General features: G+C 64.0%; 18 protein-coding genes. 11 read left to right on the forward strand and 7 right to left on the reverse strand.

Translation table 11 applies throughout. From position 1 onward, the window contains the following. Positions 1-23: 23 nt before the first annotated feature. Both ctaD and coxB read right to left on the reverse strand, forming a co-directional pair. A complete protein-coding gene (gene ctaD, locus DXT59_RS15890; RefSeq protein WP_116137842.1) occupies positions 24-1,976 on the reverse strand; it encodes a cytochrome c oxidase subunit I in 1,953 nt (650 codons plus the stop codon). After that, positions 1,973-2,998, reverse strand: a complete 1,026-nt coding sequence (gene coxB / locus DXT59_RS15895; RefSeq protein WP_116137869.1) for a cytochrome c oxidase subunit II — start codon at positions 2,996-2,998, stop codon at positions 1,973-1,975. The genes ctaD and coxB overlap by 4 nt, the downstream gene beginning before the upstream one ends. Positions 2,999-3,328: 330 nt before the next feature. Here coxB and DXT59_RS15900 point away from each other — a divergent pair, with 330 nt between their 5' ends. After that, positions 3,329-4,627, forward strand: a complete 1,299-nt coding sequence (locus DXT59_RS15900; protein ID WP_116137843.1) for an Nramp family divalent metal transporter — start codon at positions 3,329-3,331, stop codon at positions 4,625-4,627. Positions 4,628-4,942: 315 nt separating this feature from the next. Next, positions 4,943-6,523 (forward strand): aldehyde dehydrogenase (NADP(+)), encoded by a 1,581-nt coding sequence (locus DXT59_RS15905; RefSeq protein ID WP_116137870.1) that lies wholly within the window; start codon positions 4,943-4,945, stop codon positions 6,521-6,523. A 129-nt stretch (positions 6,524-6,652) separates the two neighbouring features. On the opposite strand, the gene DXT59_RS15910 is transcribed toward DXT59_RS15905, so the two are convergent. Then, complete coding sequence (locus DXT59_RS15910) at positions 6,653-7,255, reverse strand: short chain dehydrogenase (RefSeq protein ID WP_116137871.1); 603 nt, start codon at positions 7,253-7,255, stop codon at positions 6,653-6,655. A gap of 56 nt (positions 7,256-7,311) precedes the next feature. After that, positions 7,312-7,803, reverse strand: coding sequence for a hypothetical protein (locus tag DXT59_RS15915; protein ID WP_162878102.1), 492 nt, complete (start codon positions 7,801-7,803; stop codon positions 7,312-7,314). A 383-nt stretch (positions 7,804-8,186) separates the two neighbouring features. On the opposite strand from DXT59_RS15915, the gene DXT59_RS15925 reads away from it, so the two are divergent. The 4 genes from DXT59_RS15925 to DXT59_RS15940 all read left to right on the forward strand — a co-directional run bounded on the left by DXT59_RS15925 (position 8,187) and on the right by DXT59_RS15940 (position 11,326). Then, complete coding sequence (locus DXT59_RS15925) at positions 8,187-8,423, forward strand: hypothetical protein (protein WP_116137846.1); 237 nt, start codon at positions 8,187-8,189, stop codon at positions 8,421-8,423. A gap of 77 nt (positions 8,424-8,500) precedes the next feature. Continuing rightward, positions 8,501-9,445: a serine O-acetyltransferase EpsC gene (gene epsC, locus DXT59_RS15930; RefSeq protein ID WP_116137847.1), complete on the forward strand. Its 945-nt coding sequence runs from the start codon at positions 8,501-8,503 to the stop codon at positions 9,443-9,445. Then, entirely contained in the window at positions 9,442-10,275 is an 834-nt protein-coding gene (locus DXT59_RS15935; RefSeq protein WP_116137848.1) for an AraC family transcriptional regulator, read from the forward strand. The genes epsC and DXT59_RS15935 overlap by 4 nt, the downstream gene beginning before the upstream one ends. A gap of 100 nt (positions 10,276-10,375) precedes the next feature. Next, the gene (locus tag DXT59_RS15940; RefSeq protein ID WP_116137849.1) at positions 10,376-11,326 is read left to right on the forward strand and encodes a DMT family transporter; all 951 of its coding nucleotides are present in this window, start codon (positions 10,376-10,378) and stop codon (positions 11,324-11,326) included. 14 nt (positions 11,327-11,340) lie between these two features. Here DXT59_RS15940 and folE read toward each other — a convergent pair whose 3' ends face one another. Then, on the reverse strand, positions 11,341-12,006 hold the full coding sequence (folE, locus tag DXT59_RS15945) for a GTP cyclohydrolase I FolE (RefSeq protein WP_116137850.1): 666 nt from the start codon (positions 12,004-12,006) through the stop codon (positions 11,341-11,343). Between the two features lie 149 nt (positions 12,007-12,155). On the opposite strand from folE, the gene pcaD reads away from it, so the two are divergent. Continuing rightward, positions 12,156-12,947, forward strand: a complete 792-nt coding sequence (pcaD, locus tag DXT59_RS15950; protein WP_116137851.1) for a 3-oxoadipate enol-lactonase — start codon at positions 12,156-12,158, stop codon at positions 12,945-12,947. Positions 12,948-12,970: 23 nt separating this feature from the next. On the opposite strand, the gene DXT59_RS15955 is transcribed toward pcaD, so the two are convergent. Further along, complete coding sequence (locus tag DXT59_RS15955; RefSeq protein ID WP_116137852.1) at positions 12,971-13,219, reverse strand: hypothetical protein; 249 nt, start codon at positions 13,217-13,219, stop codon at positions 12,971-12,973. 86 nt (positions 13,220-13,305) lie between these two features. After that, the gene (locus DXT59_RS15960) at positions 13,306-14,631 is read right to left on the reverse strand and encodes an MFS transporter (protein WP_205417438.1); all 1,326 of its coding nucleotides are present in this window, start codon (positions 14,629-14,631) and stop codon (positions 13,306-13,308) included. 782 nt (positions 14,632-15,413) lie between these two features. Between DXT59_RS15960 and DXT59_RS15965 the strand changes: the two genes are divergently transcribed. From DXT59_RS15965 to DXT59_RS15980, 4 genes are all read left to right on the forward strand, one after another. Next, positions 15,414-17,516 carry a two-partner secretion domain-containing protein gene (locus tag DXT59_RS15965; protein ID WP_338065177.1) on the forward strand — a complete coding sequence of 701 codons (2,103 nt, stop codon included), beginning with the start codon at positions 15,414-15,416 and terminating at the stop codon, positions 17,514-17,516. Then, the gene (locus DXT59_RS15970; protein ID WP_420823394.1) at positions 17,501-19,339 is read left to right on the forward strand and encodes a ShlB/FhaC/HecB family hemolysin secretion/activation protein; all 1,839 of its coding nucleotides are present in this window, start codon (positions 17,501-17,503) and stop codon (positions 19,337-19,339) included. The genes DXT59_RS15965 and DXT59_RS15970 overlap by 16 nt, the downstream gene beginning before the upstream one ends. Positions 19,340-19,417: 78 nt before the next feature. After that, positions 19,418-20,293, forward strand: coding sequence for a peptidylprolyl isomerase (locus DXT59_RS15975; protein ID WP_240324534.1), 876 nt, complete (start codon positions 19,418-19,420; stop codon positions 20,291-20,293). A 102-nt stretch (positions 20,294-20,395) separates the two neighbouring features. Continuing rightward, positions 20,396-21,073, forward strand: a complete 678-nt coding sequence (locus DXT59_RS15980; RefSeq protein WP_116137856.1) for a hypothetical protein — start codon at positions 20,396-20,398, stop codon at positions 21,071-21,073. Positions 21,074-21,085: the final 12 nt, after the last annotated feature.

The raw sequence follows: 21,085 nt of genomic DNA on the forward strand, positions 1-21,085 counted from the left end.
GGGCGCGCCCGCTTCGGTAACGTTCATGGCGAGCGCTCCAATGCCTGGGCGCGCGCGGTCTCGCGGCGCGTCGGCCAAAACCACGCGCTCAGCGTGACGACGACCGGTATCGAACCCCATACGATGGCCCACGGCGTGAACACCGACCCGATGAACAAGACGGTCGTTGCGATCGCGCTGACGAACGGCCAGATCGAGGGCATCGGAAAGAGCGGGCGCAGGTCGGGCTCGGCGTCCAACACCGTGGTCACCAGTACCTCGCGCGATTGCGCGGCCAGGCCGGAAACAAATGCCGGCGACCCGGGCGGGTCCCAGAGCGGATCGCGGCCGTGGACGACGGGCAGCGCGTCGAAGTTGTGCGCGGGCGGTGGGCTCGACGTACTCCATTCGAGCGTGCCCGCACCCCATGGATCGCTCGGCGCTCGCTCGCCGCGCCAAAGCGCGAGTACGACGTTGACGAGAAAGAGCAGTACGCTCACGCCGATCATCGCGGCGCCGCAGCTCGACAGCAAATTCATGTTCGACCATCCCATTCCGGCCGGATACGTCCACATCCGGCGCGGCATGCCGTGCAGACCGAGCAGATGCATCGGAAAAAAAGCAACGTTAAAGCCGATGAAGAACAACCAAAATTGCCAACGTCCGATGCGTTCGTCGAGCATGCGGCCCGCCATCTTCGGAAACCAGTAATAGAAGGCCCCAAAGAGCGGAAACACGGCGCCGCCCAGCAGGACGTAATGCAGGTGGGCGACGACGAAGTAGGTGTCGTGCAGTTGCAAATCGAGCGGGACTGCCCCCAGCATGATGCCGGTCATCCCGCCCAGCACGAGAACGAAAAAGAACGCCAGCACGAACAGAAGCGGTGTCTTGACGCAAAGCCGCCCGGTGACGAGGGTCGCGATCCAGCAGTAGATCTGGACGCCCGACGGCACGGCGATCATGACGCTGGCCGCCGTGAAAAAGCTCTTGCCGAGCGCGGGGATGCTCGTCGCGAACATGTGATGGACCCAGAGCCCGAACGCGAGGAATGCCGTGGCGATGAGCGCGAGCACGACGGCCGTGTAACCGAATAGGGGCCGGCGCGCGAACGTCGGCAGAATCGACGAAATGAAGCCGAGCGCCGGGATGAAGATCAAATAGACCTCGGGGTGCCCGAAGAACCAGAACAGGTGCTGCCAGAGCAGAACGTCGCCGCCGAGCGAGGGGTTGAAAAATTGCGTGCCGACGAGACGGTCGAGGATCAGTGCCGTACTCGCCAGCATGATCGACGGCATCGCGAAAACGACCATGAACTGGGTGACGAGCGTCGCCCAAGCGAATAACGGCATGCGGTTCAGCGACATCCCCGGCGCGCGCATCTTCAAGATCGTCGTGATCAGAATCACGGCTTCGAGCAGCCCCGACAATTCGGTGAAGGTGATCATTTGCGCCCAGATGTCGGGTCCTTTGCCGAGCCCGTAGTTGGGGCCCGCGAGCGGGACATAGCTGAACCAGCCGGCTTGCGGCGCGGCGCCGAGCAGCGCGAATCCGTATAGCGTCAAACCGCCGAACAGGAAGACCCAATACGCGTAGGCGTTCATGCGCGGGAAGGCGATGCTGCGCGCGCCGATCATGAGCGGGATCAGATACCCCGCCACGGCCTGCATGACCGGTACGGCGAACAGAAACATCATCGTCGTGCCGTGCAGCGTGAACAGCGCATCGTAGGTGTCCGGCCCGACGAGCCGATTGCCGGGGCGCGAAAGCTGCGCTCGCATGACGAGGGCGAGCACGCCGGCTAGTAAAAAGAACGCGAACGTCGTCGCGATGAAACGCCGGGCGATCGTCTTGTGATTGATTGCTGCTAGCGAACCGAGCAGCCCGGGCGGGTCGGCCCACGTCAGCGCCAGCGCGCGCCGGGTAGCCTCGGGCGCATGAGGGCCGTCGCGCAACGGAGGCTCGGCCCGCGGGTGGGAAAGGGCGTCGGAATCGATCATTGGAGTGTCGTGAGCCAAGCTACGAGCGCGTGTAAGTCAGCGCCGGACAACGGAACGGCCGGCATCGTCGTACCCGGCTTGGCGCTGCCCGGATCGCGGATCCATCGAGTCAAATCCGGCGCGTCGTTGGGCAGCGCACCGGCCGCGATCGTCTGCCGGCTCATCAAGTGAGTGAGGTCGGGCCCTAGCTGGCCGACCGCGCTCGTGCCGCGCACGGTATGGCACCCCGCGCACGCCGAGCGCTCGAAGACTTGCCTGCCTTGGGCCGCCAATGCGTCGGCGGGCGCGGGGATCGGCGCGCTTTCAGTCTGCGCGGCGGCCCAGGCCTCGTATCGAGCGGGCGGCTCGGCCACGATGCGCAGCGCCATCAGCGCGTGCTCCGGACCGCAAAATTCGGCGCACGGTCCGTCGTATAGGCCCGCGCGGTCGGCGCGAAATTCGATGGTCGAGGTAATGCCCGGCAGCAAATCCTTCTTCCCGTGCAGATTGGGCACCCAAAAACTATGGATGACGTCGCCCGCTTTAAGCGTGACGACGACCGGCCTGCCGATGGGCACATGAAGCTCGTTGGCCGTCACGAACGCGATGCGCGATGACTCGGCCGGGTAGCGTGCTTGCCACCACCATTGCCATCCGGTCAATTCGATCTGGAGCGGGTTCGCTCCGGGCAACTTCGAGAGGGCCCGGTCCGTGAGTACGTCGGCCACGATGAGTCCGATCAGCAGCACCACGGAAAAGAGGCTCGCGCCGACGACGACGCGTTGCGCGCGGCGCTCCGGGCGCACGGTACCGGATAGGTCCGGCGCGGCGTGTTGTTGGGCGCCGGCGCGCCGAACGAGTGCGAACAGCACCCCCGCCAGGACGGCGGCGAACACGGCGCCGCACACGATCAGCGTCAAATGCCACAAGCGCACGATGTGCTCCGCTTGGATACCGGCGGGCGCAAGCGCGTTGTGCTCGAGGAAAGCGGGAGCGGCCCGGCACGCGAGCGGGATCGCCGCGGCAAGGCCGGCCACCGGCATGGCCCTTGCAAGGACATGCGCGCCGCGCGCACCGGTGAACGATGTACGCAAGCGTCCAACGAAAGCGGGCAGGGCGCGCGGTAATTTCATGCGACGACGTCGTTCCTTGTGGCGGACGCGATGCTGTCAGCACGATGTATTCCCGATTTTCCGAGAGCGTGTGGGCAGGTGCAGCAAAGGCGGAAAGCCGAAAACGCGGAACGCTGCCAAACTTCACGTGTGCGTATTAGGCGCGAGCAGGAAAGACGGTACGCGCGGCTTCGCCGCTCGGCCGTCGAGTCGCCGGATGCCCGGCGACGCGCTTGCGGCGTCTTCAAACGAGGCTTGCCCATGAACGACACGCCGGTCTCCCCGCGTGAACGCACCTGGAGTGCGCGTACTACCTTGCAATTGCGCGAAGCGCTGACCGGCCATCGGCGCGGCATACGGTTTCTGCTGCCGTTCGCCGGGCCCGCCGTCGTCGTCTCGGTCGCTTATATCGACCCGGGCAACCTCGCGACGAATCTGCAAGCGGGTGCGGCTTACGGCTACGCATTGCTTTGGGCCGTGCTGTTTGCCAACGGGGCCGCGATGTTGTTTCAAGCCGTATCGGCGCGCGTCGGCGTCGCAACGGGGGTGAGCCTCGCCAAGCTATGCGCGCACAGGCTCCCGCGATCGGTCGTTTGGGCAATGTGGGGCGTCAGCGAGATCGCGGCCATGGCGACCGATCTGGCGGAATTCCTCGGCGGCGCGATTGGCTTTTCGCTACTGGCCCGGATCCCGTTGCTCGTCGGCATGGGCATCACGGCGGCGCTGACGTGGGCGCTGCTCTCGCTGCAACGGCGCGGCTATCGTCCGATCGAATTGGCCATCGGGGCGCTCGTGGGTTTGATCGCCGTCGCCTACGTCGCGCAACTGGCCTTTGTTTCCGTGCCCTGGCAACCTGTGCTGCGAGGCCTTTTCGTGCCGACGGTGCCGGACGGCGAAGCATTGCTCGTTTGCGCCGGCATCGTGGGGGCGACCATCATGCCGCATGCGCTATTTCTGCATTCGGGACTCAGCGGGGAACGCATCAAGCCGCAAAACGAACAAGAGCGAGCGAAACTCGTTCGCTATGCGAACGCCGAGACGATCATCGCTTTGACGGTCGCCGGGCTCGTCAACATCGGCATGGTCGTCATGGCATGCGGCGCGTTTCATCATGGTCACCCCGAGGTCACGGAAATCGGTGCCGCCTATCGCACGTTGACGCCGCTGTTCGGTTCGATGGCCGCGGGACTCTTTTTGACCGCGCTGATGGCGTCGGGTATTTCGAGTTCGGTCGTCGGCACCATGGCCGGTCAAATGATCATGCAGGACTTCTTGGGCGTGTCGTTGCCGCTATGGTTGCGGCGTCTGGTGACGATGGCGCCGAGCTTTCTCGTCGTCGCGTCGGGGGTGGGCGTGACGCGCGCGCTTGTACTCAGCCAAGTGGTCTTGAGCTTTGCCGTGCCCGTTCCGATGCTGGCCCTCATCGGATTCGCGAGCAGCCGCGACGTCATGGGCGAGCACCGGCTCGGGCGCGCGCTGCTGATTCTCGCGGTGACCATCTTCATCATCGTCGTCGCCATGAATGCCACGCTGCTCGTGCGAACCTGGCCGTTTTCGTGAAAAGCAACGGCGGGGCGCGGCGGCGCGTAGGGAACGTCGCAAAAGGTGAGCCTTTACGGGACCTTCGCTCGGTGAGGCCGGTCGGAGCAGTCGACTTCACGTTAAAGGGCGCGTCCTCGCTCACGGCGTGTCGCACCGCGGGGTGAAAGGTGAGGATTTTCGGGAGCTTGTATTCCAACATGTGGGCAAGATAGACAGCCTTGGTCTCCTCTGCGCGATTCATGCGATCATCGACGGTTCCGACGTGGCTTCGCCCGTCAACGCCATTGCGACTACTTGCCGGACTGCGAGCCGGCCCAACTGGAGAATCCGACGATGCAGATCACGGGAGACATGCTGATCGGCGGCGCCTCGGTGCGCGGTACCGCCGGAACGCTGCGCGCGTTCGACCCCGCCCGTAACGCCGAACTCGAGCCGGCCTTCGGCGCCGGAGACGCCGGCGACGTCGATCGCGCCTGCCGGCTGGCGCAGGCCGCGTTCGATCCTTTCCGGCATGCGCCGCTCGAGGTGCGCGCACGGTTGCTGGAGACGATCGGCGAACGCATCCTCGCACTGGGCGACGCGTTGATCGAACGCGCGCATGCCGAATCGGCGTTGCCCAAGGCGCGCCTCGAAGGCGAGCGGGCACGCACGGTCGGCCAACTCAAGCTGTTCGCGCAAGTCGTGCGTGACGGCCGCTGGCTCGGCGCAACGCTCGATTCCGCCCTGCCCGAGCGCAAACCGTTGCCGCGCTCCGATCTGCGTTTGCAAAAGATCCCGGTGGGTCCCGTCGCCGTGTTCGGCGCCAGCAACTTTCCGCTTGCCTTTTCAGTTGCGGGCGGCGATACGGCATCCGCATTGGCCGCCGGTTGCCCCGTCGTCGTCAAGGCGCACCCCGCGCACTTGGGGACGTCGGAACTCGTGGGGCGGGCGATTCAAGAGGCGGTCGCCGAGTGCGGTTTGCCGGCCGGCGTGTTCGCGCTCGTGATCGGCGCGGGCAATGCCGTGGGTGAAGCGCTCGTCGCTCATCCGGCGATCAAGGCTGTCGGTTTCACGGGTTCGCGCGGCGGCGGCATCGCGCTGACGAATATCGCCGCGCGTCGCCGCGAGCCGATTCCCGTCTATGCGGAAATGAGCAGTATCAACCCGTTCTTCGTGTTGCCCGGTGCGTTGGAAACGCGGGCCGAGGTGATCGCGAACGGGTTCGTCGACTCGCTGACGCTCGGCGTCGGTCAGTTCTGCACGAACCCGGGGCTCGTGGTCATCCTCGACGGTCCGAACCGGCAAGCTTTCGTTGACGCCGCCTCGAAGGCGCTCGAGAAGAAGGGCGCGCAAACGATGCTGACCGCCGGCATCGCGAGCGCCTATCGCGACGGCATCGGCAAGCGGGCCGCCATGGTCGGCGTGACGCAAATCGGACAGGGCACGAGTACGGATGCGCCGCATTCGGCTTTGCCCGCGCTCTTCGCCACGACGCAATCGCGTTTCCTCGCGGAGCCCCCGCTCGAGGACGAGATTTTCGGGCCGACGTCGCTGATCGTCACCTGTGAGAGCGTCGACGAAATGGTGCATCTGGCCGAGCACCTCGAAGGGCAACTAACCGCGACGCTGCACCTGGAGCAAAGCGACATCGAACTCGCGCGCCGGCTCGTGCCGACGCTGGAGCGCAAGGCCGGCCGCATCTTGGCGAACGGATTCCCGACGGGCGTCGAGGTGTCGCACGCGATGGTGCACGGCGGGCCGTTCCCGGCCACCTCCGATTCGCGCACGACGTCGGTGGGCTCGCTCGCGATCGAGCGGTTCCTGCGGCCTGTCTGCTATCAGGACCTGCCCGCCGAACTGCTGCCGCAAGCCGTACAGGACGACAATCCGTTGAACCTCTGGCGTCTGCGCGACGGTACGCTCGAACGCCGCTGATCGAGCGATCGCTCCAAACCGGCCGAGGATGGTGATGACCGTCTTCGGCCGAGCCTGCCTCGTGCATACTTAGGTGCCCACTTAGGCGGCGTTGCCGCTCGGGTGCGGCCTCTTTACCTCATTGAACCGTCAACCGCCGACGCGATAAACGCGTCCCGTCTGGGCGCCTTCGACGCTGCGGCAATAGGCCAGCGCGGCGCGCTCGGCGCTGACCGCCTCGAACCCGCGAAAGTAGGGGCCATAGGCGTCGAGCGACTCCTGGAGCACGGTGGGGCTCACGAGGTTGATGCGCAGGCCGCGCGGCAATTCGATCGCCGCGCCGCGAACGAAGCCTTCGAGGGCGAGGTTCACGGTGGTGGCGTTGATACCTTCGCGAATCGGCTCGTCGGCCAAAATGCCGCTCGTCAGCGTGAACGAGCCGCCGTCGTTGACATGGTGCTGGGCCGCGAGCACGACGTTGACCTGCCCCATGAGCTTGTCGCGCAGTCCGATCCAAAACTGATCCGCCGTCATCTCGTGAAACGGCCCGAAATGGACCTTGCCGATCGTCGTGACGACGGCATCGACGCGCCCGATCTCGTGGAAAAGACGTTCGACGTTCGGCAGGTTCGTTACGTCGACGTGATAGTCGCCATGCGACGCACCGACTGTGATGACCTCATGACGTGGCTTCAATTGCGCGCACACGGCTTGGCCGAGCGTACCGCTCGCCCCGATCACGACGATTTTCATGCTCGCTCCCAAACGGATGAGGCGGCCGGAGCGCACGGTGCCCGCCGCATGAAGCATTATGGACGCGTATCGAGCCGGATGCGCAAAGGCAGTGCGAGCAAAACGGCGGCGACGAGCTTGGCCGCGAGTTCGAGGGAGGTCACTGCCGCGCCGAGCGGAAAGTTTCGCCATTCGAGCGGCAGTAGCGGCGACACGAGCGCGACCGACGCGAGGCACAGCACGACGATGAGCCAGCGCGCCCATGCATGACGCAGCGCGACGAACGTATAAAGTACCCCGACGATGACGCGGGCCGTCAACGCGGCCGCAAGCGAAGACGAGACCGCGCCGCCGCTCTGTCCCGGCATCGACGTAAACTGCGCGAGCGGCAGCTCCAACCAGGCGAGCGCATAGCTCACGCCGAGGCAGGCGAGCGCGGCCGAGAAACGCCGAGCCGAGGCGGACTCCAGCGCAGCGCGGCGCGTGCGCAAAGCCCGGCTGACACGCCGCATGGGAGCGTTGGGTAACGGATGGCTCGCGTTCATGAAGGCTCGCTGGTAGGTGGACACGATTCGTCGGCTCGTCACTGAGCCAGCATCGAGCGTGCACACTCGTTCCGACATCCTAACGCAGCCGCGAACAATCGCAAGCGAAGCGCGGGCGTGAAAAGTGGGCGGGCGCACGATTGCGGGGCACGACTCCTCTGCGCAAATGGCGCATGCGAATGCAAAAGCCGTTCCGGCTTCGACGGGGCTTGGCCTCGCGGCCCGTCGACTTCGATGGGTGGAAAATCGGCGATTTTTTCCATAGAAGCGACGTTCCCTACAGAGTATGATTCGAATCCTGCGAGGCCGGCGCCCGTGGTGAAAACGCAGTCAGGCGCTCGTCTCTCGCGGCTGCGCGACGTGTCGCACGACGTCGCGGCAAGCGTATACAGGGAGGCAGGTGACTCATGCATCACCCCGACGCCGCATTCACGCATCGCGGATACTTGCTCAATTGCGCGCCCGCGCGGGCAGGAGACGGCACCTTTCAGCCGTACGTCGTCATCTCGCGCTCGAGCGACGGCGAGCTCGTGGCGAACCGCTTTTTCCCGAACGACTTGCGTTTTGCCGAGGAAGCGGCTGCGATCGCCCATGCACGCGATTGGGCCGTGCGCTGGATCGACGCAAGCAGTCTGACGGTTTAACGGGCTGCTCGCGCAAGGTAGAACGAAACGCGGTAATCTCGCCGGATTGCCCGACCTTCGCTGCATATTTCATCTCTATGTCGAATCCGCTTTCCCGCCAATGGGGCCTCGACCAAATCGTGGCCGAGCTGCGTGCCTCGCGCGAAGAGTTGCATCGAACCCGCCATCCGCGCGGCATTCGAGCGCTGCCTTCGCGCGACGCCATCGTCGGCATCGTCGAGGGCCTGCGCGCCGCAATGTTTCCGACGCACTACGGCGCGCCCGATTTGACCGACGAAAGCGTCGATTACTATGTCGGCCAGACGCTCGAGAGCACCCTTCGGCTGCTATGCGAGCAGGTGCGCCGCGCACTGCGTTTCCTGCCCGAGCATGCCGATACGCCGGAAGCCGCGCTCGACGCGCGCGCCTTCGAGATTACGCGCGAGCTGGGCGCGCAGTTGCCGAGCATCCGCGCGACGCTCGTGAGCGACATCCAAGCCGCGCACATCGGCGATCCGGCGGCGCAGCACATCACCGAAATTTTGCTGTGCTACCCCGGCGTGCTGGCCATCATGCATCACCGGCTGGCTCATGCGTTGCATCGGCTCGGCGTGCCGTTGCTCGCGCGCTTCATCAATGAAATTGCCCACTCGGCTACGGGTATCGACATTCACCCGGGCGCGCAAATCGGCCGCAGCTTTTTCATCGACCACGGTACCGGCGTCGTGATCGGCGAGACCGCAATCATCGGCGAGCGCGTTCGTCTCTATCAAGCGGTGACGCTTGGGGCGAAGAGCTTTCCGGCGGATGCGGACGGCACGCTCGTCAAGGGCCATGCGCGCCATCCGATCGTCGAGGACGACGTCGTCATATACGCCGGTGCGACGATTCTCGGGCGCGTGACGATCGGCCGTGGCGCTGTGATCGGCGGCAACGTTTGGCTCACGCATAGCGTTGCGGCGGGGGCCAGCGTGTCGCAAGGCAATGTCCGAGAAGGCGCCCGCGGCGACGACGGCGAGCCGCGAGGACGCGCACGGCGATGAGCCGCGCCGACGTCGTCATGTATCGCAGCGCCGTGGCGGGCGTGCAGGCGACGGCGGCCGATACGGCGCGAACGTTCGCGCGCCATTCGCATGACACGTTCGGCGTGGGTCTCGTCGTTCGCGGCGCGCAGCGCTCGGCGAGCGGGCGCGGGCCCGTGCAAGCGGCGGCCGGCGATATCATCACCGTCAACCCCGGGGAGGTCCATGACGGCAGTCCTTTCGACGAGCGCGGAAGGGCCTGGCGCATGCTCTACTTCGAGCCCACGCTCGTGCACGATGTGGCGCGAGAACTCGGCGCGGCCACGCCCGTATCGGTCGAACTCGAGCAGCCCGTGCTGCGCGACGCGGCGTTTGCGGCGCGCTTCGAGCGCGGATTTGCCGCCGCCATCGGCGCGGAGGCCGCGCTCGACCGTTTGGCCTGCGACGAAGCGCTTTATTTGTTGATCGCCGACCTCGTGCGCCGGCATACGACGGCGCGATCGCGCGCACGGAGCGGCACCATGGACGATGCCTTCGGTGCTCGCATCCGTCGCGTCAAAGCACGCATCGACGACGATCCTTGCAAAGCGGTTTCGTTGACGGATCTTGCCGACGAAGCGGGTCTGAGCCGATTCCAACTGCTGCGCGGTTTTGCGCGCGATACAGGCCTGCCGCCGCACGCTTACTTGATACAGCGGCGCATTGCGCTCGCGAGGCGCCTCATCGAACGCGGCTTGCCGTTGGCCGAGGCGGCGGCGGGGGCCGGTTTCGCCGATCAGAGCCATATGACGCGCGCGTTCGCGCGCGCCTTCGGCATTACGCCGTCCCAGTACGCGGGCGCGGTTCGATAGCCCGCCGGCCGCGCGTTCCCCGTCTCCTGCAATTTCGTTCAAGACCGCCTGCGGCTGCCTATTTAAGCTGCCTCGCATTCGTTGACTTCGGAGCGAGACGATGGGTTCGCGTTTCACGGGTTATGTGTTTTGTACCTTGGCCATGATCGGCGTCGGCAGCACTGTCGTGGCGAGCAAAGTGATCGCGCACGGATTGCCGCCGTTCTCGGCTACCGCGCTGCGCTTTGCAATAGCCTTTCCGCTGTTCGCGTTAGCAATGAAACTGATGGGCCAAGGATGGCCGCGCGTGAGCCGGCGCGAGGCGTCGCTGCTCGTGTTGCAGGCAGCCTCGGGCAGTGTCGGCTACACCGTCCTGCTGTTGAGCGGCATGCGGCTCACCTCGGCTACCGATGCGGGCGTGATTGCCGGCACGCTTCCCGCGGTGGCCGCGCTCGTTGCGATCGTCGCGCTGCGCGAGCGGCCGGGTGTGCTGACGCTCGGCGCCGTTGCCTTGGCTACCGTGGGCGTGATCGTCTGCACCCTTCATACGGACGATGCGTCGGCCCACGGTGCGGCGGGCGCATCGGCATCGATGCTGCTCGGCGATGCCTTCGTGCTGCTGGCCGTGCTGTGCGAGGCGTTTTTCATTTTGCTGAACAAGCGATTGAAAACGCCGGTCTCGCCATTGCAGATGTCGACGCTGATGTCGGGTATCGGGCTTGCCGTATCGCTGGTGCCGGCACTGATCGAACGGCCGTGGGGCTTGCGCTATGACGGTCCCGCCGTGGCGGCTGTCGTCTATTACGCGCTCGTGCCGACGGTCGGCGGATTCATGCTGTGGTTCGCGGGGGCCGCGCGTATCGCCGGTGCGCAGGCTAGCGCGTTGACCGCATTCGTTCCGATTTCCGCCGCGGCGTTCGCGGCGGCGGTCCTGCACGAAGCGATCGGCCCCGCGCAGTGGTGGGCGATCGCATGCGTGCTCGGCGCCGTATTGCTGATCGCATCCGACGGCGCGCGTTCGAAGGTACGGGCAACCAAGCCGCCGCAGGCCGAGCGCGTGCGAGCCGGGTAGGGAGACTGACCGCGTCAGACGTTCGGGATGCTCATGCCGTCCGCATTGCCGACGATGGCGAGAAACTCGCGCCGCGTCGATGGATCGTCGCGGAACGAGCCGAGCATGCGCGAGGTCACCATCTGCACGCCCGGCTTGTGCACGCCGCGCGTCGTGATGCATTGATGGGCCGCTTCGAGAATGACGCCGACACCCTTCGGTTGCAGGATGTCGTTCAACGTATCGGCGATTTGCACCGTCATCTTCTCTTGGATTTGCAGACGCTTTGCAAAGGCATCGACGAGCCGAGCAAGCTTGGAAATCCCCACGACGCGATGGTTGGGCAGATAAGCGACGTGCGCGCGGCCGATGATCGGCACCATGTGATGCTCGCAGTAGCTCTCGAAGCGAATGTCCTTGAGCACGACCATTTCGTCGTAGCCCTCGACCTCTGAAAACGTGCGGGCGAGGATCTCGCGCGGATCGACCGCATAGCCCTCGAAAAACTCCTCATAGGCGCGCACGACGCGCGCCGGCGTATCGAGCAGGCCTTCCCGGGCCGGGTCGTCCCCGGCCCAGCGCAACAGCACGCGCACCGCTTGTTCCGCTTCCTCGCGGCTGGGCCGTGCCGGGGCCGCGTCGGCCCGCTTGGCACGCGGGCTCGCCGCGCTTGCCTTCTTTGCTCGGGAACCTTCCTTCATCGCATACTCCTAGTTCTTATCGCCTGCACGGCGTGCGTAACGAGGGACATTGTTTCACGATTTTTGCTCGTGCGCCCGTCGCCTCCGACGCTGGAGCACAATGGCGTTTGAGCCGTCCCAACGCTTACGACCGTCGAGGAACTGCCGCTATGCCTTTTGCCGTCATCAACGGAATACGTCTTCACTACCGCATCGACGGGATCGAGCACCGCGATGCGCCCTGGCTCGTGCTGGCCAACGCGCTCGGCGCGGACCTCACGATGTGGGCACCGCAGATCGCGGCGTTTTCGTCGCGGTTTCGCGTTCTGCGGTTCGACACGCGTGGGCTAGGCTGCTCCGATGTGCCGCCGGGGCCCTATACGGTGGGGCAGTGGTGCGCCGATGTCCTGGGTTTGCTCGATGCATTCTCGATCGAACGGGCGCATTTCTGCGGCATATCGATGGGCGGACTGATCGGTGTTGCGCTGGCCGCGCGGCATGGCGCACGCATCGATCGCGTCGTGCTCGCCCATACGGCGGCGCGGCTCGGAACGGAGCAAGTATGGCGTTCACGCGCGCAGCAAGCTCGCGAGCAAGGGACGCGCTCGTTGGCCGACGCGACGCTGCAACGTTGGTTCAGCAGCGCGTTCGCGGCGCGCGAGCCGCTCGTGCATGCGGCGATCCGCGATGCGTTCGCGCACATGGATAGCGAAGGCTATGCGAGCAACTGCGAGGCGATCGGCGCGACTGACTTGCGCGCGGAAACGAGTGCGATCCACGCGCCGGCGCTGGTCATCACCGGCCGCGCCGACCCGTCCGTTCCTCCCGGCGATAGCCGGGCGCTTGCGCAGGCCATTGAAGGCGTACGTTTCGTCGAACTGGACGCGCAGCATCTATCGAACATCGAACGGGCGGACGAATTCACGCGGACGGTGCTCGACTTCCTATCGACACCGGGCTGAGGGATAGGGCGATTGCCGCGCCGCTATTCCTCGGCGTCGTGCTCGGCGACGAAGCGAAGCAAATAGGCGCGTAGCGCCGCTTCGAGCGCCCGGTGATCGGCCACGCTCTTCGAACCGGCTTCTGCCTCTTCGCCGAACAGGCTGGGCGGTGCGTCGCAAACGCCCACTTCGAATCCTTCGCGCAGCACGCGGATTTCATGGGTGGCTTCGAGGTATTCCGCCACCCAATGGATACCTTCGATATGGACGCCAGTGCGAACGGATGCGGTCATCGCGAGCCTCCTCGGCAGCCAGAGTTACCGAAAGAGTACGCCACTCGCGCACCGAGCGCACGCGCTATCGAGCCACGCCTGCGCGCTTAGTGGCTGATCGCTTCCAGCGGACGCCCCTTCGTGGACGGGCCGATCAACATCATGCAGATACCGACCACCATCGATGCACCGATGAATACGGCCACGCCCGGCACGCCGTACTTATGCAGCAAGACGCCGATCGCCAGGCCCGCGAATGCCACGGCGAGCCGGCTCCACGAATAGACGAAGCCCACCGCTCGGGCGCGCACGCGCGTGGGGAACAGCTCGGCTTGATAGCCGTGGTAGGCGTAGGACATGACGTTCGAGGCGAGCGTAAACAGCACGCCGAGCACGATCAGCACGCCCGGTGCCGATGCTTGCGAGAACAGTGCGATGACGATCCCCATGATGAGTAGACCGCCGCAAATTTGCGTCTTGCGCTCGATTTTGTCGGCGAACAGCGTGCCGAGCAGCGGGCCGAACGGGTTCGCGATGGCGATGATGAACGCGTATTGAAGGCTTGTCGTGACATGCACGCCGCGGCTGATCAGCAGCGTGGGCACCCATGCCGCGAAGCCGTAAAAGCCGATCGCCTGCGCCATGTTGAAGACGGACAGCAACAGCGTGCGCTTCAGATAGAGCGGCCGGAAGATTTCGCTGAACGAGCCGCGGCCTTCGGTTTCGGCGCCGATGGGGGCGGGCGGCGAAAGCTTGATCCCCTTTTCGACTTCGACGCGCCGTTCGATATCGGCGACGATGCGCTCCGCTTCGTCCACGCGGCCTTGGCGTGCAAGCCAGCGCGGGCTTTCGGGCACATTGCGGCGAATGACCCAGACGAACACCGCGCCGAGCGTGCCGATGAGGATGACGACGCGCCAGTATTCGAGCCCGAACGGATGCGTATCTTTCAGGATGAACGCGAGGAACGCGACGAGCGGCACCACGCAGAACGTGATGAACTGGTTGACCGCATAGGCGCGGCCGCGCTCGCCGCCGGGGATGAGTTCGGAGATGTACGTGTCGATTGTGACGAGCTCCACGCCGATGCCGATCCCGGCGATCAGTCGCCACACGTTGATCGCTTGGCCCGAGTGCTGAAACGCCATGATCGCCGTGCAGACGACGTACCAGACCAGCGACCAGGTGAAGATGAAGCGGCGCCCGAAGCGATCGGCGACGAAGCCGAATACGAGCGTGCCGAGCCAAAGGCCCGCGAACGTCGAGAAGACGAAGGTGCCGAAGCCCGCGACGGCGATCGGCGCGAGCGCCGCGAAAATGCCTAGCGATTCGGGCTTGAACAAACCCGACTGCACCATGCCCGGCGCGACGTAACCCGTGAAGAACAAGTCGTAAAACTCGAACACGCCGCCGAGCGAGATGAGCATCACCATGGTCCAGACGGTGCGCGACGGCGGCAGGCGGTCGAACCGCGCTGCGATTGCTAAGGATTGCTGATTGGTCATCTTCGTCTCATCGGTTCTTGTACGTTTTGCTGTCGAGTCTTCGAATGCCCATGCCGCTGGCGAGCGCGATCGACGCGAGCTTAAGCATAGGCACTCGCGCGACAGACTGGCATGTGGTTAATTACTTAACAATGGGTGCGAATACGGACGGTTGAATCGTTGACGACGTTTTGTTCGTGTGCGAATGCGCAAACGTTTGCGTCAATTTGGGCGTAAAAGCGATGGTCTTTTTACAACATCTATTGACAAGCAAAATATCGGCGACAACGAAAGCATTTGGAAAGCTAATTCATGAGTCGATGTAAGAATTTATTTACATCGATTGTCCAGCTTCGACTGCCCGGGCGGTAAGCGCGATCTGGGTGCACCTCGGTTGCACCAGTGGAACCGCTTCCTTACATCGGTTCGTCAAACGCCGCCGTGCAATGTCCGGCTCTTGGACTGCGGTCACCGGCGATAGATATTTCATATGGAAGTACGAATGGTTCCTTTGGTAGGATTCGCCGGCTGTATCCGGGGGTCGCCTGCCATCGAGCCGTATGAGGGCGGAGCAAAACTAGATAACCAATGAGAGCGTCGAGCGCTATGCCGCCCCGATAGGGAATAAGCGGGCATAGCAGCATCGGCAAGATAGACCAATGCAAGTGCGGAAACACCGTGCGGGGTTCACGGTTAAAACGAAAGGCGCCGATCGCGCTCAGGCGTCGCGAGTGCGGCGCCACATCGGTGGCGTGACGTTGCTTAGCCTGTTGATGGCGAGCACCGCTTACGCCGGTACCGCGCCCGGCATCGTGGCCGATGGCGGCACGCACACGAGCGTGACGACCTCGAGCAGTGGGCGCCAAACGGTATCGATCGCGCCTGCGACCTATGGCGTATCGAGCAACACCTATTCAAGCTTCAACGTGACCCATGCCGGCGCGACGCTCGACAATACGAGCGCGAACGCCCGGACCATCGTCAACCAGGTCACCAGCACGAATCCCAGTTTGATCGAGGGCGACATCACCGTGCTCGGATCGCGTGCGAACGTCGTGTTGGCCAATCCGAACGGCATTACGGTGAACGGCGGATCGTTCGTCAATACGGGGCACGTCGCACTGACGACAGGGCAAGTCAGTTACGTGGACGTTCAACTGGCTCCCGGGCAGTTTCAGCGCAACGTCATCCTCGATACGCAAGGCGGGACCATCACGGTCGGGCCTGACGGCTTGGCCGGAACGTTGATCGGACTCGAACTGATTGCCAAGCAGATTCAGCTCAACGGCCCCGTGACGAACGCGTTTTCGTCCAGTACCGCTTATGTCCGCGCCATTGGCGGCACCTCGCACATCACGCTGAACACCGGTGTTTCGCCGAACGATAACAACAACGATTGGCTGACGCTCGCCAATGCGCAGATCGCCAATCCGAACGCGATCGCGATCGACGTCGAGCCTGCGGGCGGCATCACCGCGGGCAGCATCAAGCTCATCGCGACCGACCTCGGCGCGGGCGTGCGTAGCGCGGGCGCATTGTTGGCCAACGCCGGCGACTTCACATTGAGCGCGGCCGGCGACGTTCAGTTCCTCACCGGCAGCAGCGTTGAGGCGCAGGGCAACGCTTCCTTCCAGACGACAGGGGCGCTCGCGCTCACCGGTGCGAGCGTCGCAGCGGTGGCAGGCAACGTCACATCGTCGAGCAATGGCTTCTCGGCAACCAACGCCGGAGCGACCGAATCGACGATCGCATCGGGAAACGGCGGGGTGCTCATTCAGAGTAACGGCGATCTCGCCGTGACGAGCAGTCTGGTCCAAGGCAACACGCGGATTCAAGGCAATCAGGCCTCGCTCGGCGCGGTCACGCTGTCGGCGACCGGCAACATCACGAATGCGTCGGATACGAGCGAGCCGGGGACGCTCGGCGTCGTCTTCGGGGCCAAGGACGACGTGGCGATCAACGCGGGCGGCAACTTCGTCAACCGCAATGCGCGCGTCGAGTCGAACTACAACGTCACGATCGGCGCGGGCGGCGATATCGAGAACGTCATCGACCATACGCCCGGGATCAACAACGGCGTAGCGACAAGCTATTCCGATCACGGTCATCGCCTGTTGTTTCTGACGGCGAACGACAACGGCTTTTCCATCGACTACGGTACCTTGCCGGCGCCGAACCAGCTTTCCTACATTACGGCCCAAGGCGGCAAGGTATCGCTGAGCGGACGTAACGTGATCAACGACGGCGGCAGTATCATCGCCAACGGCGATGCCAGTGCGACGAACAAGGTTGCGTTGGTCGGCGCCGGAGACATCTCGATCGCCGCGCAGCAGCAGTTCACCAATCAAGCGGAATTCACGGGACAGGCATCGTTCAAGCAATCGTGCTTTATCTTTTGTCACGAGAGCGCATCGAGCAACGTGCAGCCGTTCGGCGGAATGATCCAGGGCAATGGCGACATCGCGATCACGGCCGGGGCGCAAGCGCAAAACATCGGCGGGTTCGTCGATTCGTTCGGCGGCAATTTGACGATTGCCGCGCCCACTATCGTCGCGCGCGGCATCCTCGGGTATTCGGCCTACAACCGGGACTTCGGGCTCAAGGCGTGGTTCGGCAATAGTTGGGCGACGCTGTACGCGAACGACGACGGTGGGATATTCGAAGCGGCATCGGGTCAGGTCACGCTCGTCGGGCAGGGCGTCGTGGATGGCGGTTCGTTCTCCGGCGCGGGCGGCGTAACCGCAACGAACGGTATCGTGACGATCTCCGCGCCGCGCCAACAGCCGGTGCGGATCGGCAGCCATTTGGGACTGGTCTCGTGGATCGGTCTGTGAAGCTCATGCTCTCGCGGCTGTCGTTGGCCGTCGCCCTGTCGTGGCCGGCATGCCACATCATGGCGCAAGCGGCGCCGGCGCGACCGGGGCCCGGTCAACCGGGCTTGCAGTCGTCTCTGCCCGCATTGCCGACCATCCAGGATCCGGGCCAGCGAATGCTCGACGATGCGCGCACGCAACAACGCCAGCGCGAACTCGATGCCGCGCCGGCGCAAATCCAGGCGGCGCCCCCATCGGTGCCGGCAGCGCCCGATCTTCCCGCGGGGGCCGATGTCGAATCGCTGCCCGATCCTGGGCCGACCTTTCTCATCGACCGCATCGAATTTTCGGGCGAGAAGGTGCTGACGAAGCAGCAACTCGATGCGGTGACAACGGCGTTCATCGGCAAACACTTGGGCCGCAATCGCATTGACTTACTGCTGCGGCGGGTGACCGAGGCCTACATCGAGCACGGGTACATCACGACGCGCGTCTATCTGAGCACGCCTCAACATCTCGCGACGGGGACGCTCGCCATCACGATCGTGCCCGGCCGTATCGAAGCCTTCATGTTGAACGGCGCGCCGCTTAGGCCCGCGCCCGCGTTGCCCAAGAGCGGATTGCCGAATACGAAGGGCGGTGGGTTGGTGACCGATGCGGGCACGGCCTGGGCCTTTCCGGAAAGCGTCGGCGACGTACTGCGCTTGCCCGATCTCGAACAAGGTGTCGACCAGATCAATCGGCTACGCCGCAATCAGGCGCAGATCCAAGTGCTGCCGGGGCAAGCAGCCGGCGATTCGATCGTCGCTATCACCAATCCGTACGGCAATCGCTTCAACTACAACCTTGGCGTCGATAACTACGGCGATCCGTCGACGGGCAAGCTGCGTTATCGAGCCGGTGCCGAAGCGGACAACGTATTGGGTTTTCAGGAGTCGTTGGGGCTGTCGTACATCGGAAGCACCGAGACCAATGCCGTGGTGCTGTCCGCGGCCGTGCCCTTCGGCTTCCAGACGGTCAGCTATACGACGTCGGTTTCCGAGTATCAGCAGTTGGTCAACCCCACTACGCTGCTGTACGGCCGGACCTTCAATCAGATTTTGGGCTGGACCGATGTGGTCTCGCGGTCCACGACATCGCGGCTCTCGGTCGATGCGACGCTCACCAAGATGCGTTCGGAACGCAACCTCAACGATGTCGAACTCGCCCCTCAGAATCTGACCGTGGCACGTGTCGGGTTATCCGGGCTCTGGCATTTCACGGCGAACAAGCAACCGGCCGCGCTGACGGCGGAGTTCGGTATTTCGCAAGGTTTGCCGTGGCTGGCTGCGACTCACGATCTTCAGGGCATCCACGAGGGCGACGCTCATGCGCAGTTCACGCGCGCCGATTGGAACGCGACGTTGCAACTGCCGCTGCCCAGTATGGGGCCGACCGATTGGACGTACCGCGGCACGCTGAACGGCCAATACAGCCATGACGCGCTGTTCGGCAACGAGCAAATCTTTTTGGGCGGAAGCGATAGCGTTCGCGGGTTTTCGCAGGCGGCGGTGAGCGGCGATAGCGGGTTCTATCTGCGTAACGAATGGGTTTGGTCCAATGCGCCGGCGTGGCACGACGCGCATTGGGAGCCGTATCTGTTTCTCGACGGCGGCAAGGCGCATTTGGTTGCGCAAGGCGGGTGGCCGACGATGGCGGGCGTGGGTATCGGCGCTCGCGTGCAGTGGATGTTTCATTCGCAGTCGATTTCGGGCGAGGTGCTCGCGGGGCAAGCGTTGTTGCAGCCCGCCGCGTTGGGCCCGAAGTCGCGCGTGCTGCTTTTCACATTGAACTGGGCGACGTAGACGGTGCCGGCACCGCATGTCGCTTCCTTATCCGATGGATTTCGAGGACCTACGATGTATCACCGACAAGTTCTGAGCATGGCACTGAAGCGCGGCATCGCCGGCGCCGCCGTATTGACATGGCTCGTTGCACCGGCATTCGGTGCGCAAGCGCCCTCGCCGGCGCCCGCAGCCGCTGCTGCCGCTGGTGGTGGCTCGACGTTGCCTAGCGGCACCGTGGCGCGCGTGAACGGCGTTTCGATCGCGCAAGCGGATTTGGATGCGGCCGTGCGGCAAAGCGGGCGGCAAGACACGCCCGAGTTGCGCACGACGTTGAAGAACGAACTCATTGCGCGCGAACTGTTCCGCCAAGCCGCGCAAAAGCAGCACTACGATACCCACGCCGATGTGAAGGCGGGCATCGAGCAAGCGAAGGCGATGCTGATGATGCAAGCGTATTTGCGCGATGCGATTAAGCCGGCGCCTGTCAGCGATGCAGATGTGAAGGCCAAGTACGACGCCATCGTCGCGTCTCTCGGGCAAAACGAATACAAACCGAGTGCGATCGTCGTCAAGGACGCCGCCACGGCCAAGACCGTGCTCGATCAATTGAAGAAGGGCGGGGACTTCGGGCAACTCGCGAAGCAATACAGCCAAGGGCCGAGCGCCGCGCAAGGCGGTGCGCTGAACTGGGTGTCGTTCAAAACGCCGATCACCGAAGGCCAGACCCAGGGTTGGCCGCAGCCGTTGGCCGAAGCACTCGTGAAGCTGCCGCAGGGCGCTGTGTCGAGTCAGCCGGTGCAAGTGGGTGACGCGCTTTGGATCTTGCGTGTCGATCAGATGCGTCCGACGCAAATTCCGACGTTCGATCAATCGAAGGGACAACTGCGTAAGGAACTGGAGCAGGTTGCGGTGGCGAAGGCCACGGCGCAGGTCGTGACCGATCTGGTTAAGGGCTCGCGTATCGAGCAGTAGCGGTTGAGACGCGACTGGTTTGCTGCGTACGAGCCTTGGACCGGAAAAGAGCATCAACTTGCTCTCTTATAGAGAGCTTTACTAAAACTGGGAAAGCAGAGCATGAAAAAGTTATACGGGGTATTGATTGCGGTAGTGGTGATGTTCTTGTCTGGCTGTGCTACGCCAATCCACATGAGCCCCACTAAAGAGACTCAAGCGCTGGAGACGACGAAGAGCTCGGTCCTACTGATGTCGTTGACCATGAAAAACGACTTTCACCCCAGCTACCAACCCAGCCCGATCGTCGTGAACGTTGAGCGCGGCGATGCTAACCAGCGCGCGGATCGCCTGAATTTTCTGTTCGATCAGGACGGTACCGAGGAAAGCAAAACGGAAAATCATTATTTGGTGCGTATGTCATTGCCGCCGGGGAAATATGTCGTACGAGGCATAACCGCGCAGAGCGGCATCTTTCCGTTTCATGGCATGTGCTATACGCCCCTGAACTATGACATCGAAGTCAAGCCGAATTCGATCGTCTACCTCGGGCACGTCGATGCAGCGGTCGTCGAGCGCAAGGATGGTGAATTGCGCGCCGGGCCGGTCATTCCGCTGATCGATCAGGCTGCGACGGGGTTCAGTGGAGGCACGTGGACCGTCGACGTGGCCGACCGTTTTGATCAGGACATGGGCGACTTCCGCAAAGTTTTCCCAGTCCTGGAAAAGGCCGATGTGCAAGACGAAGTGCTGCCGGCTTGGGATAAGAAAAAGGCAACGGATTGGTGGCAAGCACACTGAACAACGTCGGGC

Origin of the sequence: Trinickia diaoshuihuensis, assembly GCF_003390925.1 — a bacterium.
GTDB lineage: Bacteria > Pseudomonadota > Gammaproteobacteria > Burkholderiales > Burkholderiaceae > Trinickia > Trinickia diaoshuihuensis.

What these genes read in the sequence shown, in the direction of transcription:
- ctaD (WP_116137842.1), bottom strand. Translation starts at nt 1,976, where the DNA reads ATGATCGATTCCGACGCCCTTTCCCACCCGCGGGCCGAGCCTCCGTTG.
- coxB (WP_116137869.1), bottom strand. Translation starts at nt 2,998, where the DNA reads ATGCCGGTGGCCGGCCTTGCCGCGGCGATCCCGCTCGCGTGCCGGGCC.
- DXT59_RS15900 (WP_116137843.1), top strand. Translation starts at nt 3,329, where the DNA reads ATGAACGACACGCCGGTCTCCCCGCGTGAACGCACCTGGAGTGCGCGT.
- DXT59_RS15905 (WP_116137870.1), top strand. Translation starts at nt 4,943, where the DNA reads ATGCAGATCACGGGAGACATGCTGATCGGCGGCGCCTCGGTGCGCGGT.
- DXT59_RS15910 (WP_116137871.1), bottom strand. Translation starts at nt 7,255, where the DNA reads ATGAAAATCGTCGTGATCGGGGCGAGCGGTACGCTCGGCCAAGCCGTG.
- DXT59_RS15925 (WP_116137846.1), top strand. Translation starts at nt 8,187, where the DNA reads ATGCATCACCCCGACGCCGCATTCACGCATCGCGGATACTTGCTCAAT.
- epsC (WP_116137847.1), top strand. Translation starts at nt 8,501, where the DNA reads ATGTCGAATCCGCTTTCCCGCCAATGGGGCCTCGACCAAATCGTGGCC.
- DXT59_RS15935 (WP_116137848.1), top strand. Translation starts at nt 9,442, where the DNA reads ATGAGCCGCGCCGACGTCGTCATGTATCGCAGCGCCGTGGCGGGCGTG.
- DXT59_RS15940 (WP_116137849.1), top strand. Translation starts at nt 10,376, where the DNA reads ATGGGTTCGCGTTTCACGGGTTATGTGTTTTGTACCTTGGCCATGATC.
- folE (WP_116137850.1), bottom strand. Translation starts at nt 12,006, where the DNA reads ATGAAGGAAGGTTCCCGAGCAAAGAAGGCAAGCGCGGCGAGCCCGCGT.
- pcaD (WP_116137851.1), top strand. Translation starts at nt 12,156, where the DNA reads ATGCCTTTTGCCGTCATCAACGGAATACGTCTTCACTACCGCATCGAC.
- DXT59_RS15955 (WP_116137852.1), bottom strand. Translation starts at nt 13,219, where the DNA reads ATGACCGCATCCGTTCGCACTGGCGTCCATATCGAAGGTATCCATTGG.
- DXT59_RS15960 (WP_205417438.1), bottom strand. Translation starts at nt 14,631, where the DNA reads ATGGTGATGCTCATCTCGCTCGGCGGCGTGTTCGAGTTTTACGACTTG.
- DXT59_RS15975 (WP_240324534.1), top strand. Translation starts at nt 19,418, where the DNA reads ATGGCACTGAAGCGCGGCATCGCCGGCGCCGCCGTATTGACATGGCTC.
- DXT59_RS15980 (WP_116137856.1), top strand. Translation starts at nt 20,396, where the DNA reads ATGAAAAAGTTATACGGGGTATTGATTGCGGTAGTGGTGATGTTCTTG.